The sequence below is a fragment of the Pseudomonas sp. RGM2987 genome, from assembly GCF_022952855.1.
GTDB lineage: Bacteria > Pseudomonadota > Gammaproteobacteria > Pseudomonadales > Pseudomonadaceae > Aquipseudomonas.
On record NZ_JALJDX010000165.1, the window covers coordinates 1 to 18,930 of the forward strand.

Annotated in this window: 19 protein-coding genes; 8 read left to right on the forward strand and 11 right to left on the reverse strand. The window is 62.0% G+C overall.

The features are described 5' to 3' along the window. Positions 1-85 precede the first annotated feature (85 nt). The 4 genes from RGM2987_RS08060 to RGM2987_RS08075 form a co-directional block, all read right to left on the reverse strand. Positions 86-1,303: an SAM-dependent methyltransferase gene (locus tag RGM2987_RS08060; RefSeq protein WP_245139568.1), complete on the reverse strand. Its 1,218-nt coding sequence runs from the start codon at positions 1,301-1,303 to the stop codon at positions 86-88. Between the two features lie 279 nt (positions 1,304-1,582). Further along, positions 1,583-2,200 carry a TPM domain-containing protein gene (locus RGM2987_RS08065; protein ID WP_245139569.1) on the reverse strand — a complete coding sequence of 206 codons (618 nt, stop codon included), beginning with the start codon at positions 2,198-2,200 and terminating at the stop codon, positions 1,583-1,585. Positions 2,201-2,228: 28 nt separating this feature from the next. Continuing rightward, entirely contained in the window at positions 2,229-2,996 is a 768-nt protein-coding gene (locus tag RGM2987_RS08070; protein WP_245139570.1) for a TPM domain-containing protein, read from the reverse strand. Between the two features lie 43 nt (positions 2,997-3,039). Continuing rightward, positions 3,040-3,648, reverse strand: coding sequence for a LemA family protein (locus tag RGM2987_RS08075; RefSeq protein WP_245139571.1), 609 nt, complete (start codon positions 3,646-3,648; stop codon positions 3,040-3,042). 262 nt (positions 3,649-3,910) lie between these two features. Between RGM2987_RS08075 and bglX the strand changes: the two genes are divergently transcribed. Then, positions 3,911-6,202: a beta-glucosidase BglX gene (gene bglX / locus RGM2987_RS08080; RefSeq protein WP_245139572.1), complete on the forward strand. Its 2,292-nt coding sequence runs from the start codon at positions 3,911-3,913 to the stop codon at positions 6,200-6,202. Positions 6,203-6,332: 130 nt separating this feature from the next. On the opposite strand, the gene RGM2987_RS08085 is transcribed toward bglX, so the two are convergent. The 5 genes from RGM2987_RS08085 to RGM2987_RS08105 all read right to left on the reverse strand — a co-directional run bounded on the left by RGM2987_RS08085 (position 6,333) and on the right by RGM2987_RS08105 (position 10,777). Beyond that, complete coding sequence (locus tag RGM2987_RS08085) at positions 6,333-7,490, reverse strand: phosphatidylserine/phosphatidylglycerophosphate/cardiolipin synthase family protein (RefSeq protein WP_245139573.1); 1,158 nt, start codon at positions 7,488-7,490, stop codon at positions 6,333-6,335. Between the two features lies 1 nt (position 7,491). Next, positions 7,492-8,082 carry a YceI family protein gene (locus RGM2987_RS08090; RefSeq protein ID WP_245139574.1) on the reverse strand — a complete coding sequence of 197 codons (591 nt, stop codon included), beginning with the start codon at positions 8,080-8,082 and terminating at the stop codon, positions 7,492-7,494. 242 nt (positions 8,083-8,324) lie between these two features. Next, entirely contained in the window at positions 8,325-8,636 is a 312-nt protein-coding gene (locus tag RGM2987_RS08095; RefSeq protein ID WP_245139575.1) for an amidase, read from the reverse strand. Further along, positions 8,633-9,727, reverse strand: coding sequence for a serine hydrolase (locus RGM2987_RS08100; RefSeq protein WP_245139576.1), 1,095 nt, complete (start codon positions 9,725-9,727; stop codon positions 8,633-8,635). Before RGM2987_RS08100 ends, RGM2987_RS08095 begins: the two co-directional genes overlap by 4 nt. 165 nt (positions 9,728-9,892) lie before the next feature. Beyond that, entirely contained in the window at positions 9,893-10,777 is an 885-nt protein-coding gene (locus RGM2987_RS08105; protein WP_245139577.1) for an acyl-CoA dehydrogenase family protein, read from the reverse strand. Positions 10,778-10,921: 144 nt separating this feature from the next. On the opposite strand from RGM2987_RS08105, the gene olsB reads away from it, so the two are divergent. Together olsB and RGM2987_RS08115 are read left to right on the forward strand one after the other, a co-directional pair. Then, a complete protein-coding gene (olsB, locus tag RGM2987_RS08110) occupies positions 10,922-11,677 on the forward strand; it encodes an L-ornithine N(alpha)-acyltransferase (RefSeq protein WP_245139578.1) in 756 nt (251 codons plus the stop codon). Beyond that, positions 11,677-12,468 (forward strand): lysophospholipid acyltransferase family protein, encoded by a 792-nt coding sequence (locus RGM2987_RS08115; protein WP_245139579.1) that lies wholly within the window; start codon positions 11,677-11,679, stop codon positions 12,466-12,468. The genes olsB and RGM2987_RS08115 overlap by 1 nt, the downstream gene beginning before the upstream one ends. Before the next feature lie 152 nt (positions 12,469-12,620). On the opposite strand, the gene RGM2987_RS08120 is transcribed toward RGM2987_RS08115, so the two are convergent. Beyond that, a complete protein-coding gene (locus RGM2987_RS08120) occupies positions 12,621-13,205 on the reverse strand; it encodes an ACP phosphodiesterase (RefSeq protein ID WP_245139580.1) in 585 nt (194 codons plus the stop codon). A gap of 158 nt (positions 13,206-13,363) precedes the next feature. Between RGM2987_RS08120 and RGM2987_RS08125 the strand changes: the two genes are divergently transcribed. The 4 genes from RGM2987_RS08125 (at position 13,364) to RGM2987_RS08140 (ending at position 16,646) form a co-directional block, all read left to right on the forward strand. After that, entirely contained in the window at positions 13,364-13,666 is a 303-nt protein-coding gene (locus RGM2987_RS08125; RefSeq protein ID WP_042730869.1) for a metalloregulator ArsR/SmtB family transcription factor, read from the forward strand. A 17-nt stretch (positions 13,667-13,683) separates the two neighbouring features. Then, positions 13,684-14,853: an MFS transporter gene (locus RGM2987_RS08130; protein WP_245139581.1), complete on the forward strand. Its 1,170-nt coding sequence runs from the start codon at positions 13,684-13,686 to the stop codon at positions 14,851-14,853. A gap of 34 nt (positions 14,854-14,887) precedes the next feature. Continuing rightward, positions 14,888-15,937: an alkene reductase gene (locus tag RGM2987_RS08135; protein WP_245139584.1), complete on the forward strand. Its 1,050-nt coding sequence runs from the start codon at positions 14,888-14,890 to the stop codon at positions 15,935-15,937. Between the two features lie 202 nt (positions 15,938-16,139). Continuing rightward, complete coding sequence (locus tag RGM2987_RS08140; protein ID WP_245139586.1) at positions 16,140-16,646, forward strand: hypothetical protein; 507 nt, start codon at positions 16,140-16,142, stop codon at positions 16,644-16,646. 204 nt (positions 16,647-16,850) lie between these two features. Here RGM2987_RS08140 and RGM2987_RS08145 read toward each other — a convergent pair whose 3' ends face one another. Beyond that, the gene (locus RGM2987_RS08145) at positions 16,851-17,483 is read right to left on the reverse strand and encodes a TetR family transcriptional regulator (RefSeq protein ID WP_245139589.1); all 633 of its coding nucleotides are present in this window, start codon (positions 17,481-17,483) and stop codon (positions 16,851-16,853) included. Between the two features lie 287 nt (positions 17,484-17,770). On the opposite strand from RGM2987_RS08145, the gene RGM2987_RS08150 reads away from it, so the two are divergent. Then, complete coding sequence (locus RGM2987_RS08150) at positions 17,771-18,928, forward strand: efflux RND transporter periplasmic adaptor subunit (RefSeq protein WP_245139591.1); 1,158 nt, start codon at positions 17,771-17,773, stop codon at positions 18,926-18,928. Positions 18,929-18,930 lie beyond the last annotated feature (2 nt).

Here is an 18,930-nt window from a genome sequence, read left to right on the forward strand (position 1 = left end):
GTGTGTCAGTCAGCGGTTCAATGGCTGATACACCGCATTCGCGAGCAAGCCCGCTCCCACAAGGTTCTTTGCTGGTTGCTCTAGATCAGGCGAGGTAGCCGTCCGCCCGCAGCAGGGTTTCCAGGCAGTGTTCGGTGATGTGGTAGAACGCCTTCAGCTCGTCGATTCGGGTCAGCAACTCAGTGGGGTCGGTCGGCTCGGCGCGTTTGACCGCCAGGATCATCTTGTTCTTATTGGTGTGTTCCAAAGAGATGAATTCGAACACCTTGGTCTCGTAGCCGCAGGCTTCCAGGAACAGCGCCCGCAGGCTGTCGGTGACCATTTCCGCCTGCTGGCCCAGGTGCAGGCCGTATTGCAACATCGGCTTGAGCAGGCTCGGGCTCTGGATTTGCAGGCGGATCTGCTTGTGGCAGCACGGCGAGCACATGATGATCGAGGCGCCCGAGCGGATGCCCATGTGGATCGCGTAGTCAGTGGCGATATCGCAGGCGTGCAAGGCAATCATCACGTCCACCGCGCTCGGCGCCACGCTGCGTACGTCACCGTGCTGGAAACTCAGGCCCGGGTGCTCGAGTCGGGCGGCGGCTTCGTTGCACAATTTGACCATGTCTTCACGCAGCTCTACCCCGGTCACCAGGCCTTCGGCCTGCAAGGTGTTGCGCAGGTAATCGTGGATCGCGAACGTCAGGTAGCCCTTGCCCGAACCGAAATCCGAGACCCGCACCGGCTTGTCCAGGGCCAGCGGTGAAGACGTCAGTGCGTGGCTGAACACTTCGATGAATTTGTTGATCTGCTTCCACTTGCGCGACATCGCCGGGATCAGCTCGTGCTTGTGGTTGGTCACGCCCAGATCGGCCAGGAACGGCCGGCTCAGGTCGAGGAAGCGGTTCTTCTCACGGTTGTGTTCGGCGGACGGCACTTCCCGCAGTTGCTGGGGCTTGCTCTTGAACAGCGAGCTCTTGCCCTTTTTTCCGTACTCCAGCTGCGCCTCGTCGGTGACCGCCAGCAGATGAGCGTTCTTGAACGACGCCGGCAACAGCGCGGCGATGGTGTCCACGCCTTCGGCCAGGGGGAAATTCTTGGTGATGTCACGGGTCTTGTAGCGATAGACAAAGGACAGGCACGGCTGGTCCTTGACCGTCAGCTGCTTGATGATCAGCCGTTGCAGGTCCGCCTCTTCACCCACGTACTTGGCCAGCACCAGTTTGATGAAAGCGTTTTGCGCCAGGCTGGTCTGCAGCAGCTCGATGAACTGGGCGTGATGATCCGGCGCGGGACGGGCGGGAGTAGCGGTGGCGGACATGAAAAAGCGGCCTCGGGGCGGGCGAATCGGGAATGGCGGGTATTTTAGGGGGGATGGGGTGTGAGGGCACGGGAAAATTCCCGAACGGTTTGAAATCCGAGCAGTGCCAAGCCATCCAACTGGCCCCTGTGGCGAGGGAGCTTGCTCCCGCTCGGCTGCGAAGCAGTCGTAATGGTGCTTGCCAGCTAAAACGAAGGGGACCGCTTTGCGGTCCAGCGGGAGCAAGCTCCCTCGCCACGGAAGCGCTTCTGCATTCGCGACTGGGTTTCGGCAAAAACCTTAGCCCAGCACCACCAGCCGGTTCGGCAACTCATTGCGTTCATGGGTCACCGGCACATGCTCCTTGAGCAGTTCGCCGCAGGCTTCGATGCAGCTCACGAAGCCCTGCAGCGTCTGGCCTTGGCGGACTTGTTGGGTAAAGGCCGCGACAATGGCGTCCCAATTCCTGTTGTCGAGTCGCTTGGAAATACCTTCGTCGACGAGGATTTCCACGTACCGCTCGGCCTCGCAGACAAAGATCAGTATCCCCGTGCTGCCCACCGTGTGGTGCAGGTTCTGTTCGAGAAATTGCCGGCGCGCCAGGTTGGAAGCCCGCCAATGCCGCACGGAACGAGGGACCAGGTGGGTGGTGACCCTGGGAATCCGGAACACCAGGCACAGCACGATGAAACTGATCCACTGCACGATCAGCAGGCTGTGCATGGCCAGCCAGCCCGTGAGGTAATGGACCACGCCGGGGACCACCAGCGCGAAGAGGCTGGCCCACAGCAACGGGATGTAGGCGTAGTCGTCGGCACGGGCGGCGAGTACCGTGACCAGCTCGGCGTCGGTATCGCGCTCGACCCGGGCAATGGCCTCGGCGACCTTGCGTTGTTCGTGTTCAGTCAGTAGTGCCATGGTTAGAAATGCCTGCTCATTATTATTGTCACCAGCCGCCCGACGAACCGCCGCCCCCAAAACTGCCCCCGCCGCCGCGAAAATCATCGTCACTGTCGCTGGAACTGTCATAACTGCTTGAGTCGCCGCCGGAGCTGGTACTGCTGGAGCCGCCGGAACTGACGCTACCCGACGGCAGGATACCGAGTACCTGCCCCACCATGACGGTGGTGACAACCAGCAGGATCAAAAATACAAGCAGCCACGGATGACGGTGGGCGAAATCCCCTTGATCCTCGTCATCGCCGTTGTAGACCTGTGCCGGTTCATCCAGCGGGCTGCCGCCCAGCACCACCAGCATCGCTGCCACACCGTCACTGATGCCTTTGCTGAAATCGCCGGTCTTGAAGGCCGGGGTGATCACCTGGTTGATAATCACCGAACTCTGGGCATCGGTCAGGCGATCCTCCAGGCCATAGCCCACTTCGATGCGCAGTTTACGGTCATCGCGCGCAACGATCAGCAACGCGCCGTTGTTTTTATCCTTCTGCCCGATCCCCCAGTGGCGCCCCAACAAGTAACCGAAGTCTTCGATCCTGGCGCCTTGCAGGTCAGACAGGGTGACGACCACCACCTGTTCGCCAGTGGCCTGTTCATGGGCCTTGAGCTGCACCTCCAACTGCGCCCGCACCGAGGGTTCGAGCAACTGGGCGCTGTCCACCACCCGCCCGGTCAGCGCCGGGAACTTCAATTCGGCCTGGGCCGTGACTGCAAACACCCAGAGCAACAGCACCAGGCCAAACTTCAACACACGCATTGCAACCTCATCCCTGGTAATGCCTTGGCTTGTGGAGCGTCGATCAGAATTTCACCTGCGGCGCTTTTTCCGCGTCGGGGCTGGTGGCCTCGAAGGTCTGGCGAAGCGGCAGGTCGCTGTACATCACGCTGTGCCACAGACGCCCCGGGAAAGTACGAATCTCAGTGTTGTACTGCTGGACCGCCAGGATGAAATCGCGACGGGCCACGGCGATGCGGTTCTCGGTGCCTTCGAGTTGCGATTGCAGGGCGAGGAAGTTCTGGTTGGCCTTGAGGTCCGGATAACGCTCGGACACCACCATCAGCCGGCTCAACGCACCGCTCAACTGATCCTGGGCCTGTTGGAACTGCTTGAGCTTCTCGGGGTTGTCCAGGGTATTGACGTCTACCTGGATCGACGTGGCCCTGGCCCGTGCTTCAATCACCGCAGTGAGCGTGTCCTGCTCGTGCTGGGCGTAGCCCTTGACGGTTTCCACCAGGTTGGGGATCAGGTCGGCCCGGCGCTGGTACTGGTTCTGCACCTGGCCCCAGGCGGCCTTGGCCTGCTCGTCCAGGGTCGGGATGTTGTTGATGCCGCAACCGGCCAACAGCGTGGTGAACAGCATCAGCGCCAGCACCTGAATGCCAGTGCGCTGTTTGAGTCGTAGATTCATCGGGTGAAGCTCTCCCTTGCCTTACATTGAAAACACAGCCACCTATCTCACCGGCACCTGGGGCATAATCGGCCGCCGCGCTGGATTGAATCGGATCGATGGGCTAAAAGATGCGCAGTGCGAAACCACAGTGCGAAACTATCTTCAGCCCCATGGGTTCGAAAGTGTGCTGTATTTGACCGAACAACAATAGCCGCTCCTTATATTTTGGCTGACCGGCGTGTCCTGATCACCGCCCTTTAGGCTTGCGAGAAAACTATTCATGAAGAAGCTGTGTTTGCTGGGCCTGTTTGTCAGTCTTGCCAGTCAATCCGTATTTGCCGACAACGTTCCAGCTCCCATGGAGAACAAGGACGCGTTCATCAGCAACCTGATGAAGCAGATGACCCTCGAAGAAAAGATCGGCCAGTTGCGGCTGATCAGCATCGGCCCGGAAATGCCCCGGGAGCTGATTCGCAAGGAAATCGCCGCCGGCAACATCGGCGCCACGTTCAACTCCATCACTCGCGCCGAGAACCGTCCGATGCAGGACGCGGCCATGCGCAGCCGGCTGAAGATCCCGATGTTCTTCGCCTATGACGTGATCCACGGTCACCGCACCATTTTCCCGATTCCCCTGGCCCTGGCCTCGAGCTGGGACATGGACGCCATTTACCACTCCGGCCGGATTGCCGCCCAGGAGGCCGCCGCCGACAGCCTCGACATCACCTTCGCGCCGATGGTCGATATTTCCCGCGACCCACGCTGGGGCCGCACCTCCGAAGGCTTCGGCGAGGACACCTACCTGGTGTCGCGCATTGCCGGGGTGATGGTCAAGGCGTTCCAGGGCACCGGCACCAACGCCGCCGACAGTATCATGGCCAGCGTCAAGCACTTCGCCCTGTACGGCGCGGTGGAAGGCGGCCGGGACTACAACATCGTGGACATGAGCCCGATGAAAATGTACCAGGACTACCTGCCGCCCTACCGCGCCGCCATCGACGCCGGCGCGGGCGGGGTGATGGTCGCGCTGAACTCGATCAACGGCGTACCGGCCACGGCCAATACCTGGCTGATGAACGATCTGCTGCGCAAGCAATGGGGCTTCAAGGGCCTGGCGGTCAGCGACCACGGTGCGATTTTCGAACTGATCAATCACGGCGTCGCCCGGGACGGTCGCGAAGCGGCGAAGCTGGCGATCAAGGCCGGCATCCACATGAGCATGAACGACTCGCTGTATGGCAAGGAGCTGCCGGGGTTGCTCAAGTCCGGTGAAATCGAGCAGAGCGACATCGACAACGCCGTACACGAAGTACTCGCGGCCAAGTACGACATGGGGCTGTTCAAGGATCCGTACCTGCGCATCGGCAAGGCCGAGGACGATCCGGCCGACACCTACGCCGAAAACCGCCTGCACCGCGCCGACGCCCGAGACGTGGCGCGCCGCAGCATGGTGCTGCTGGAAAACCGCAACCAGACCCTGCCGCTGAAAAAGGATGCGAAAATTGCCCTGGTCGGCCCGCTCGCCAAGGCACCGATCGACATGATGGGCAGTTGGGCCGCCGCCGGACGCCCGGCGCAGTCGGTCACGCTGTTCGACGGCATGAGCCGCGCTCTGGGCGGTGACGCGAAATTCATCTACGCCCGTGGCGCCAACATCACCGGCGACAAGAAGGTGCTCGACTACCTCAACTTCCTCAACTTCGACGCCCCGGAAGTGGTGGACGACCCGCGCCCGGCCCAGGTGCTGATCGACGAAGCCGTAAAAGCCGCCAAGGACGCCGATGTGGTGGTGGCCGCCGTGGGTGAGTCCCGCGGCATGTCCCATGAATCGTCGAGCCGCACCGAGCTGAACATTCCTGCCAACCAACGCGAACTGATCAAGGCCCTGAAAGCCACCGGCAAACCGCTGGTGCTGGTGCTGATGAACGGCCGTCCGCTGTCGCTGCTGGAAGAGCAACAGCAGGCCGATGCGATTCTGGAAACCTGGTTCAGCGGCACCGAAGGCGGCAACGCCATCGCTGACGTGCTGTTCGGCGACTACAACCCGTCGGGCAAGCTGCCGATCACCTTCCCACGCTCAGTGGGGCAGATTCCGACCTACTACAACCACCTGAGCATCGGTCGGCCCTTCACTCCAGGCAAGCCGGGCAACTACACCTCGCAGTACTTCGACGACATCACAGGCCCGCTCTATCCGTTCGGCTATGGCCTGAGCTACACCGAGTTCAGCCTGTCGGACATGGCCCTGTCGGCCACCACCTTGAACAAGACCGGCCAGCTCGATGCCAGCGTGACCGTGGAGAACACCGGCAAGCGTGACGGCGAAACCGTGGTGCAGTTGTACATCCAGGACGTGACCGGCTCGGTGATCCGCCCGGTCAAGGAGCTGAAAAACTTCCGCAAGGTCATGCTCAAGGCCGGCGAGAAGAAGGTCGTGCACTTCACCATCAGCGAAGACGACCTGAAGTTCTTCAATGCCCAGCTCAACTACGCAGCCGAGCCGGGCAAGTTCAACGTGCAGATCGGCTTGAACTCCCGGGACGTGAAACAGCAGAGTTTTGAGTTGCTCTGAGTTTTCGGACCACACCAATCCCCTGTGGGAGCGGGCTTGCTCGCGAAGAGGGCATGACATTCACCATCTATGTTGAATGTGAAACCGCTTTCGCGAGCAAGCCCGCTCCCACAAGGGTTATCGGTGAGTTTTAACCCCGTCGCCCCAGCACATTCACCACCACCCGATCCACCAACCCCCACACCCTCTGCTTGAACCGCTTCCACAGCGGCCGGCGCTGCCAGGCGTCGAGGCTGACTTGCAGGCTTTGGGCGAAATCGCGTTCGAAACTCGCCGCCACCGCACGGCTGAGCCCGGTGTCCAGGGCTTCGAGGTTGGCTTCCAGGTTGAAGCGCAGGTTCCAGTGATCGAAGTTGCACGAGCCGATGCTGACCCAGTCGTCCACCAGCACCATCTTCAGATGCAGGAAACACGGCTGGTATTCGAAGATCTTCACCCCGGCCTTGAGCAATCGCGGGTAGTAACGGTGCCCGGCGTAGCGCACGGACGGGTGATCGGTGCGCGGCCCGGTGAGCAGCAGGCGCACGTCGATGCCGCGGGCGGCGGCCTTGCGCAGGGAACGGCGCACGTTCCAGGTCGGCAGGAAATACGGGGTCGCCATCCAGATGCGTTTCTGCCCGCTGTTCAACGCCCGGGACAGCGATTGCAGAATGTCGCGGTGCTGACGGGCGTCGGCATACGCCACCCGACCGATGCCCTCGCCCACGGGTGGAACCCGCGGCAGGCGCGGCAAGCCGAAGTTGGACGCCGGCTTCCAGGCCCGGCGATGCCGGTTGGCGATCCACTGGCGGTCGAACAGCAACTGCCAGTCGAGCACCAGCGGGCCGACGATCTCCACCATCACTTCGTGCCACTCGCTACGATCATCAAGGGGATTCCAGAACTCATCGGTCACCCCGGTGCCACCGACCACCGCCAGGCGTTGGTCCACCAATAACAGCTTGCGATGATCGCGGTAGAAGTTGCGCACCCAGCGCCGCCAGCTCAAGCGGTTATAGAACCGCAGCTCAACCCCGGCTTCGGTCAGACGGTTACGCAGGCCGAGGGTAAACGCCAGGCTGCCGTAGTCGTCGAATAGACAACGCACCCGCACGCCACGCTCGGCGGCCTGGACCAGTGCCTGGACCATCGCCTCGGCGCAGGCGCCCGCCTCCACCAGGTACAGCTCCAGTTCGACCTGTTCCTGGGCGCGGGCGATTTCCACCAACATGCGCGGGAAAAACTGCGGGCCGTCGATCAACAGCTCGAAGCGATTGCCGTCGCGCCAGGGGAAAACCGGGCCGCCCACGTCAGCGCGCCGTGAAAATCAGCACCGCGTTCACCGGTACCGAAAGGCTGATGGCCGACAACCCGGCCAGGTTACGCAATTTTTCCAGGCCGGGCGCCAGGTCGAAATCCGCCGCATTGAGCACCACGGGCTCCAACGTCACCACTTGGAAGCGTCGTTCATCCAGGCGCGTCGCCAGCAGTTCGACGTTGTATTCATGCTGCTTGCCGTGCAGGTTCACGGTCAGCGGCAGGCGCAACTCCAACTGCGCGCCGTTGGCCAGGTCCTGGATCGGCGCCAGGTTGATCTGTGCGGTAACGGTGGCCTCGGCAAATTGCTTGATTTCGAACAGCTCGGCGCGCATGCGCTCGTCCCGCAGGGGGATGCCGCTGTTGACCGACTCCAGTTCCACTTCAAGACGCGCCAGTCCATCGGGCTGGACCTGACCGTGAAGCACCAGGAAGCGCTGGACCTCGGAGACATTGCCGTTCTTGCTGCTGATAAACGACAGCCGCGACGACTCGCCGTCCAGGTACCAATCAGCCCGGGCCGGCAGCACAGCGCCGGCCAGCAGCAAGGTCGCGACAGCGAGAGAAAAAGACCGCTTGAACATAAACACTCGGAAGGCAGATAAACCTGTGGCGAACCTTAACCGGGCCGAGGCCGCTTGCAAACTGTCTGTTTCGACAGTTGCCGAGGGCGACACATCCTCCTGTGGCGAGGGAGCTTGCTCCCGCTCGACCGGGCTGGCGCTCCAGTGCGCAGCACTCGTTTAGTCGAGCAAAAACCGGGGCCGCTGCGCAGCCCAGCGGGAGCAAGCTCCCTCGCCACAAAGGCAATCGCGATGTGCCGGTTTTACGGTTCCAACCTACAACCCTGCCGCTCCCCTACCCATCGCGCGCTATTGCTGCGGCCAAGCCCGCTGACGGTGATGCGTTTTGCTTCAGGGCTCTCGAAAAAATCATTGATGGGCACCGACTGCTTCACATAACCCCGGCAATACTCGGCCGGCTGCTGCATCACGTAGCGACACGAGCAATATTCCTTCGCAGTGTAGGCACTGATGATGTCGGGAAAGGCCCCCAGCGCGACTCGCTCGCGCCAGCCCCAGGCGAACAACGCCACAAGCAGCGCCAGCATCAGCGTGAAAAACACTTTGCGCTTCATGGCTGCACCGCCCCGGCGAACGCGGCCATGGCTCGCTTGAGCAGTTCGTCGTGGCGATAACTGCCGTCGCGGTCGTCGCCGTAGCGCACGATCACCAGCCGGGCGCTGGGGATGACGTACAGCGCCTGGCCCCAATGCCCCAGCGCGGCGAAGGTGTCCGCTGGCGCATCGGGCCAGGGGCGCAGCGTCGGGTCGGCGGCGCGGTTGAGCCACCAATGGCCGCCGGGCACGGCCTCGTCCTGGCCGGCCTGGAAATGCGCGAAAGGCTCGCGGTTGAAGGCGACCCACTCCTTGGGGATCAACTGCTGCTCGCCCCAGCGTCCGTCGCGCTGCATCAACAGCCCGACCCGCGCCAGGTCCCTCGCCGTGAGGTAGGCATAGGAGGAACCGACGAAGGTGCCGCTGGCGTCGGTCTCCCATGTCGCATGACGGATTCCCAGCGGTTCGAACAGCGCCGTCCACGGATAATCGGGATAGCGTGCCGGGCCGACGATATTCTTCAATGCGGCCGCCAGCAGGTTGCTGTCGCCGCTGGAGTAACGGAACACTTGGCCGGGCGGGCTGAAGCTCGGATGCTGCGCGGTGAACGCCGCCATGTCGCGACGCCCGCGTGTGTAGAGCATCGCCACCACGGAGGAATTGAGCGGCGCGTATTCGTAGTCTTCCTGCCAGTCCAGGCCCGAGGCCCAGTGGAACAGGTCGGCGAGGGTCATGCTCGGATGCTTGCTCAGTGCCGGGTAGTATTTGACGACCGGGTCTTGCAGGCCGAACCGCTTTTCACCGTAGGCCACGCCGAACAGCGTGGCCAGCAGGCTTTTACTGATGGACCAGGTCAAGTGCGGGGTATCGGCGTTGGTTGGCCCGGCGTAGCGTTCGTAGACCAACCGACCGTCCTGGATCACCAGCAGTGCGTCGGTGCGAATGCCTTGGCGGGTGACATCGTCCCGGGCCGGGAAAGCGTAGTGTTCCAAGGTTTCGATTGCTGGTCCGGTGGGGCGCGGCGCGGTCGGCCATTGTTCGCCAAGCCAGTCTTCGGCGTGGACGTTCAGAGCGAGCAACAGGAATGGGATCAGCAGCCAGCCTTTGGACATGAGTGGGGCTCGAAGGGTTGAACCTGCTGAGCCTAATCGGGGTTGATGACAGTTTGTATTCTGTGCTGCTTTTAAGGACGCCTTCGCGAGCAAGCCCGCTCCCACACTGGATCTCCATCACGCCTGAGTCACTTGTGGGAGCGGGCTTGCTCGCGAAGGCGTCAGTCAATCCAATGAAGATCCCAACGCCTTGGCCAAGCGCTTGGCCCGCGCGCCCGCCGCCATTTCCATCACCGCCTTGTCCCGGGTCCACATTTGGCGCCAGGACGCTGGCCCGGCGGCCAGGGCTTCGTTCAATTCGCCATCGAGCCCGTGGAACTGGGCAAACAATCCGCCCAGCAGTACATGCCCCGCTGTGCTGGAGGGGTTGTGACGGCTGACCTCGGCGCACCCCGCCAGCAGCGCCAGCAAGCGCAGTTGCAACGCCTGGGGCCAATCGCATTCCTGGCCCACGCCATACAACCAGGCGGTCATGGCGCTGAGCACGTAGAGGTCTTCCAGGGTGCGGAAGGGTTTGACATACGCATCCCAGCCATCGCCCGCGAGCAGTTCGCACAACGCATCATCAAGCAGTACGCGGCCATGGCTGATGTCCGGCATCAGGGCAATGGCCGGGAGTTTTTCCAGGGTCACACCGGGCTCGCCGGGATAGGCCACCGCCAGCTTGAGGCTGGCCGCTTCACCGGGTGCATCGTTGCGCGCGGCGATGAGCAGCCATTCGGCAGCGTCGCCGGCGGTGACGAAATCCTTGCGCCCGCTCAGGCGCAAGTCGTTGAGACGGGTCTGCATGTCCGCCGGGCGCAGGCTGCGTTGTTCGGTGGCGCACAACGCGCCGAGGCCCTGGGGCGCGCTCGGCCAGAGCACCCGCAGCGCCGCCTGGTACCCCACCAGGAACGCCAGCCCCGGCGTCGCCATCAAGCGTGCCCCGGCCACGGCCAATTCAAACGGCGTCAGCGGCCCCAAGCGTTGCAACAAAGTCGCATAACCCTCGGCCAGGTCCGGATGGGCGGGCAGGCGTTCGCCACGTTGGATCAGGGTTTGCCAGGGCATGGGCGGCTCCTCGAGGGCTGTCATATAAGCATCACCAAAGCTTCATGGCGATGACACCGGGGCTACATAGCCTGACTTTGCACAACATGGCTGCATAAAGAAAGTCGAGTGGCTGCAACTGCACAGCCCGCACGGAGATTCGCTATGACTCAGATCGCCCGCATCAGCGACACCGGCAATGAACGCCGCCTGCAAGCCGAACGCCTGATTGGCGCCAAGGCTCTGCAAGAAGCCCAAGCCTTGCGCTTCAACGTTTTCAGCGGCGAATTCAACGCCAAGCTCAAAGGCGCGGAAATGGGTCTGGACATGGATGACTACGATGTTCACTGCGCCCACATCGGCGTACGCGACCTGAACACTGGCCGCCTCGTGGCCACCACTCGCCTGCTCGACCACCAGGCCGCCAGCAGCTTGGGCCGGTTCTACAGCGAAGAAGAATTCAGCCTCAACGGCCTGGTCCAGCTCAAGGGCCCGATCCTGGAAATCGGCCGCACCTGCGTCGACCCGGCCTACCGCAACGGCGGTACCATCGCGGTGCTCTGGGGCGAGTTGGCCGAAGTCCTGAACGAAGGCGGCTACAGCTACCTGATGGGTTGCGCAAGCATCCCGATGCAGGACGGCGGCATCCAGGCCCAGGCAATCATGCAGCGCTTGCGCGAACGCTACCTGTGCACCGAACACCTGCAAGCGGTGCCGAAAAAACCCTTGCCGAGCCTGGACGTGCCTTCCAACGTCATCGCCGAAATGCCGCCACTGCTCAAGGCCTATATGCGCCTGGGCGCGAAAATCTGCGGCGAGCCGTGCTGGGACGAGGATTTCCAAGTGGCCGACGTATTCATCCTGCTCAAGCGCGACGAACTCTGCCCGCGCTACGCTCGCCACTTCAAGGCAGCGGTGTGATGAGTCGGCTGCGGGTGTACGCGCGGATCGCGCGGGTGCTGCTGGTGGTGACGCTGGGCCTGAGCATGGCCACAGTGTTCGGCCTGTTCGAACGCCTCGGGATTGCCAACTCCATGGTCCGGCGCCAGCGCTGGTCGCGGTTCTTCATGGCGCGGTTGAGCCATGCCCTGCCCTTTTGCGTGACCGTCCACGGCGAACTGCCGCAACGGCCGATGCTGTGGGTCAGCAATCACGTGTCCTGGACCGACATCCCGCTACTGGGCATGCTCACGCCGCTGTCGTTCCTGTCCAAGGCCGAAGTGCGCACCTGGCCGGTGGCCGGCTGGCTCGCTGCCAAGGCCGGCAGTCTATTCATCCGTCGCGGTTCGGGTGACAGCCAATTGATCCGCAAACAGATGAGCCGCCATCTGGAACAGGCCCATCCACTGCTGATGTTCCCCGAGGGCACCACCACCGACGGCCGCTCCCTGCGTACGTTCCATGGTCGCTTGTTGTCGGCGGCCATCGATGCGGACGTGGCATTGCAGCCGGTGGCAATCCGTTACCTGCGCAACGGCGAGCCGGATGCCCTGGCACCGTTCATTGGCGATGACGATCTGCTGTCGCACCTGATGCGCCTGTTTGCCAATGATCGCGGCGACGTGCACATCCACCTGCTGCAACCCATCGCCTGCCACGGCCAGGAACGGGCGGCGCTGGCATTCCAGGCGCAGCAGGCGGTGCACCAGGCGTTGTTCGGTGAGATTCCCGAGAAGCAGCAAGCTCCGATGCGCCCCGCCATCGCGGCCTGATGCAAAACCCTGTGGGAGCGGGCTTGCTCGCGAAGACGATTTTAAATTCAGCATAACTGTTGACTGACCCATCGCCTTCGCGAGCAAGCCCGCTCCCACAATGGATCTGCGGCGGGCACAGGATCCAGGGCCAACACAGAACCCACTCCACATCAGAGCTGCGGTTTTGGATGGCTCAACGCAAAATCCTGAAGCTGCGGATAAAACAGCCTGAAATCCTCGCTCAACGGCTCATACAGCCGGCTCAACTCCGCCATCGCCCCGGCCAGTTCCTCAGGTCGGGACAGACGCCTGGAAATCCCTCGCAGCACCTGCCCGAGCACCTCGAATTCTTCATAAGAGCCCAGCCAATCATTCTCCACCATGTGCGGCGCGATCTGCGCCAGGCGGCCCGGCAACTGCTGTTCGGTGCCGAGCACGTGGTATACGCGGGCGGTGAAATCCAGCAGCGGCCCCTCGCCATACAACGTCCAGTCCCGGGCCAGGCAATGGTCGAAAAACACGTCGAGCACGATCCCGGCATAGCGTCGGCGCACCGTGGAAAAGCGCGACAGGGCGATATCCACCAGAGGATGGCGGTCGGTGTACATGTCGATGCGTCGATGAAGGGCAATCGCCGCTTCGATCCGTGGGTCGTACAGCCCTTGCAGCGGTCCCTTGACGAAATCGCCGTAGAGACTGCCGAGCAGTTGTTCGCGGCCAGGGCCGCCCAGGTGCAGGTGTGCGAGATAGTTCATGGCCGCAGCTTAGCACCGTCGAGCTCATATCGTTATAACCCGATATAGCGATTTATTCGCAGGTCAGAACAAATCCATATTGGTGTATCGCGAAATAACGATTTAAGGTTCGCCCCATCGCGATACAGCGTTTTACTCACCCCAAACGAACTGCCCCCATGACCCTCGACCTCGACGAAATAATAAAAGCCCTGGCGCACCCGGTACGGCGAGACATCCTCAACTGGCTCAAAGACCCCAAGGTCCAGTTCCCCGAACAGTTGCACAACCACGAATTCGGCATTTGCGCCGGCCAGATCGACCAGCGCTGCGGCCTGTCGCAGTCCACGGTATCGGCGCATCTGGCGGTGTTGCAACGGGCGGGGCTGATCACCAGCCAGAAGGTCGGTCAATGGCATTTTTTCAAACGCAACGAGGAATTGATCCAGCAGTTCCTCCAGCAAATGAGCCAAGAGCTCTGATCCGACAAGGACCCGCCATGCCCCTCTCACTACTCATCCTGGCCCTGAGCGCCTTTGCCATCGGCACCACCGAGTTCGTCATCATGGGCCTGTTGCCCGATGTGGCGGCCGACCTCGGCGTGTCGATTCCCGGCGCCGGCTGGCTGGTGACCGGCTATGCCCTGGGCGTGGCCATCGGCGCACCGTTCATGGCCCTGGCCACCGCGCGGCTGCCACGCAAGGCCGCGCTCGTGGCGCTGATGGGGATTTTCATCGTTGGCAACCTGCTCTGCGCCATCGCCAGCGACTACAACGTGCTGATGTTTGCCCGGGTCGTCACGGCCCTGTGCCACGGGGCGTTCTTCGGCATCGGTTCGGTAGTGGCCGCCGGCCTGGTAGCGCCGAACAAGCGTGCCTCGGCCGTCGCCCTGATGTTCACCGGCCTGACCCTGGCCAACGTGCTTGGCGTACCACTGGGCACCGCGCTCGGCCAGGAAGCCGGCTGGCGTTCTACCTTCTGGGCGGTGACGGTCATTGGCGTGGTGGCATTGATCGGGCTGATCCGCTTCCTGCCGGCCAAGCGCGATGAAGAAAAACTCGACATGCGTTCGGAATTGGTGGCGCTCAAGGGCGCTGGCCTGTGGCTGTCCCTGAGCATGACCGCGTTGTTCTCCGCCTCGGTGTTCACCCTGTTCACCTACGTCGCCCCGTTGCTGGGTGAAGTGACCGGCGTATCGCCCCGTGGCGTGACCTGGACCCTGGTGCTGATCGGCCTGGGCCTGACCCTGGGCAACATCATCGGCGGCAAGCTGGCGGACAGGAGCCTGGCGAACACCCTGATCGGCGTGTTCATCACCATGGCCGTGGTCTCCACCGTACTGAGCTGGACCAGCGTGGCGTTGATCCCCACCGAAATCACCTTGTTCCTCTGGGCCACCGCCTGCTTCGCCGCCGTGCCGGCCCTGCAAGTCAATGTGGTGACCTTCGGCAAGGCTGCGCCGAACCTGGTGTCCACCCTGAACATCGGCGCTTTCAACATCGGCAACGCCTTGGGCGCCTGGGTCGGTGGCAGCGTCATCGACCGGGGCCTGGGGCTCACCACCGTGCCCCTGGCCGCCGGCGCGCTGGCGGTGCTGGCGCTGCTGGTGACCTTGATCACTTTCCGCCAGGGCGGCAGCGATGCCGACCTGGCTGCGGCAACTCGTTGAGATTTAACCCTTCCATTTTTCGAGGTTGTAACAGATGACGACTATTTTCGATCCGATCAAACTCGGTGACATCGAGCTGAAAAACCGCATCATCATGGCCCCGCTCACCCGTTGCCGCGCCGACGCGGGTCGCGTACCCAACGCGTTGATGGCCGAGTACTACGTGCAACGCGCCTCCGCCGGGCTGATCCTCAGCGAAGCGACCTCCGTCACGCCGATGGGCGTGGGTTACCCGGACACCCCCGGGATCTGGTCCAACGACCAGGTCCGCGGCTGGGCCAACGTGACCAAGGCGATCCATGGCGCTGGCGGCAAGATCTTCCTGCAACTGTGGCACGTCGGCCGGATCTCCCACCCGTCGTACCTGAACGGCGAAACCCCGGTGGCACCCAGCGCCATCCAACCCAAGGGCCACGTGAGCCTGGTGCGCCCGCTGGCCGAGTACCCGACCCCGCGAGCGCTGGAAACCGCTGAAATCGCCGACATCGTCGATGCCTACCGCGTCGGTGCCGAGAACGCCAAGGCCGCCGGCTTCGACGGTGTGGAAATCCACGGTGCCAACGGCTACCTGCTCGATCAGTTCCTGCAAAGCAGCACCAACCAGCGCACCGACCAATACGGCGGCTCCCTGGAAAACCGTGCCCGCCTGCTGCTGGAAGTGACCGACGCGGCCATCGAAGTCTGGGGCGCCGGCCGGGTTGGCGTGCACCTGGCACCCCGCGCCGACTCCCATGACATGGGCGACGAAAACCGCCTGGAAACCTTCAGCTACGTGGCCCGTGAACTGGGCAAGCGCGGCATCGCCTTCATCTGCTCCCGCGAAAAGGAAGGCGACGACAGCATCGGCCCGCAACTCAAGCAAGCCTTCGGCGGCCCGTACATTGCCAACGAACGCTTCACCAAGGACAGCGCCAATGCCTGGCTGGCCGAAGGCAAGGCCGACGCCGTGGCCTTCGGCGTGCCTTTCATTGCCAACCCGGACCTGCCGGCGCGCTTGAAGGCTGGCGCCCCACTGAACGAGCCGCATCCGGAAACGTTCTATGGAAAAGGACCGGTGGGTTACATTGATTACCCTGTGATGTAACCCAGAAAACAAGCCTTACTTAAAAGTCCCGATTCGAAAGAGCCGGGGCTTTTTTTATGCCTGCAAAATCGTAAGTTCCTGCCAACAAGTAAAACTCGAAATATCAGATAACAACACAACTTATATCCAAAGTGGATCGAAGCATCGGACAGCGCTAATAATCATTCCGGAACAACAACTCACCATGGACGGAACGATACTTATGCAATTCACCCACCCAACCATCCTTGCCCTGCTGCTGGGGTCTGCAATGGCGGCCAACAGCATGGCCAGCACCGAGGTCACCGTGGAAATCACCAACAATACACGGGGCACGTTGAAAATGAACAACCTGCTGACGGATCCGCCACAAGCCGCAGACTTCCCGCTAAGCGCTTATGACATCGCGCCGAAATCCACCCACGTGATCCATGTCGCCCACGAAAGGAACTACACCTACCCCACGGCGGGTTGGCAGCCCACATTGAAAAAGGTCAAACCCATTGAACTGGTGCTCAACTATGAGATGAATAACTTCAACTTCGAGTGTCAGATGCAAACCCGTTTCCAGGCCCCCATCGTTATCGGCGCGTTAGAACCCAGTTACAGGCCGGACTGGAAAAGCCGAACAACTTACACTGGCAACGGCACCTACACGTGCAGATCAGAAGTATCCCGCAAGCTGCTTGAGCCGCCCTTCGACTACACTGTCCGCCTCATCGTCGAATAGACCCACTGGCCGTGTAAAAAATGACGCGGTTCATCGATACCATGGCTTCGCCGGGAGCAGTGCCCGGCGGGGCATTCAGCGTGACGAAACAAAATAGCTACAAAATTTGCCCGAGACTGCCTATCAACCGCGGCATCGTTCAGTTTATAAAAGCACCCTGAACGTCTGGAATGACACAAACCGAAGTAAATTACGTACTTTGTTTCATTTGCGCAGGCTGGGGCTCAGGCGCAGCATGTCCAGCCCGGTCTCTACCCAGCGTTCGGCCTCATCCGCCAGCGCGAAGCTGTCGGGCGCCAACAGCCACTGGTAGAGAATGCCGTCGATGTAGGCGTGAATCGCAATCGCCGCCCTGTCCGGATCCAGGTCATCGGGCAGTTGGCCGCGATTCACCGCGTTGCGCAGCGACAACGCGATGCGCACGTTGCAGTCCAGGCTGACCTGGCGCCGCTGCTGGCGCAGGTCGCACATCTCATCGGTGAATTCACACTTATGGAACAGGATTTCATTAATGCGCCGGGTCTTCGGGTCCAGGGCCACCTGTTGGAACAAACGCACCAGCAATTTTCGCACACAACCCAGGGGATCAAGCTCTTGCTCACTCTCACTGGCCCGGGCCAAGTCATCGAGAGGCTCATGCAGCGTATCGAGCATTGCCTGGAGCAGGTCCGCCTTGTTGCTGAAATGCCAGTAGATGGCGCCGCGCGTCACGCCGGCCAGCGTTGCGATATCGGCCAGGGTGGTGCGGGCAACGCCCCGTTCGAAAAAGGCTTTCTCGGCCGCTTCAAGTATCTGGCTGCGAGTCTCCAGGGCTTCCTCTTTGGTACGACGGACCATGGCAGTAAACACCTCAATCAGGATGCATCAGCAGAGCTAAAGGATCAGCTATAAAAAAATGAGCCACGTTTCTGAACGCGTCCCCCGACCTATACAGGCCTGTGTCAGGCTTTTGTAAAGCCGGATGGTACGCAATTTTGCTGTTTACAAACAGCCATGTACGTAAGTATATTTCTTAGCATCCTACTAATTGAAAAATGCTGCCTTTTTAACCTTTGATTAACGCTGCTTTTTTAACCTTTCCACTTTCGAGTGCGCCCGTTGCGCGCCTGGACCCGAGGATTTCCATGCAATTCAAGCCAGCTGTTACCGCTCTGGTTACCGCCATCGCCCTGGCATCGCTGCTCAGCGGATGCAAGAAGGAAGAAGCGGCGCCTGCCGCCCCCCCACCTCAGGTCGGCTTCGTAACCCTCAAGACCCAGCCTTTTACCCTGACCTCGGAACTGCCAGGGCGCACCAGCGCGTTCCGCGTGGCCGAAGTGCGCCCGCAGGTCAACGGCATCATCCTCAAGCGCCTGTTCAAGGAAGGCGCCGACGTCAAGGCCGGCCAGCAGCTCTACCAGATCGACCCGGCCGTGTACGAAGCGACCCTGAAAAGCGCCGAGGCCAACCTGCGTTCCACCAAGTCGATTGCCGACCGCTACAAGCAACTGGTGGATGAGCAAGCCGTCAGCCGCCAGGAATACGACACCGCCGTGGCTAACCGCCTCGAGTCGGAAGCCAACCTGCAGACCGCCCAGATCAACGTGCGCTACACCAAGGTCTACGCGCCGATTTCCGGCCGTATCGGTCGCTCCTCGGTGACCGAAGGTGCGCTGGTGAGCAACGGCCAGGCCGACGCCCTGGCGACCATCCAGCAACTGGACCCGATCTACGTCGACGTGACCCAGAGCTCGGTGGAACTGCTGCAATTGCGCCGTGAGCTGGAAAGCGGTCGTCTGCAAAAGGCCGGCGACAACGCCGCCATGGTCAAGCTGACCCTGGAAGACGGCAGCCAGTATCCCCATGAAGGTAAGCTGGAGTTCTCGGAAGTGTCGGTCGACCAGACCACCGGTTCCGTGACCTTGCGTGCCGTGTTCCCGAACCCGGACCACACCCTGCTGCCGGGCATGTTCGTCCACGCCCAGTTGCAGGCCGGGGTGAACAGCGCGGCGATCCTCGCGCCGCAGCAAGGCGTGACCCGTGACCTCAAGGGCACGCCGACCGCCCTGGTAGTGGGCGCGGACGACAAGGTCGAGCTGCGCCAGCTCAAGGCCAGCCGCACCGTCGGCAGCCAGTGGCTGATCGAAGACGGCCTCAAGGCCGGCGACCGCCTGATCACCGAAGGCTTGCAATACGTACGCCCTGGAGTGCAGGTCAAGGCCGTCGAAGCCACCAACGTCGGTGCCAAGAACCCGGCCCCCGCTCAGGCAGCTGATAAAGCAGCCGGCGGCAAAGGGGAGTAAAC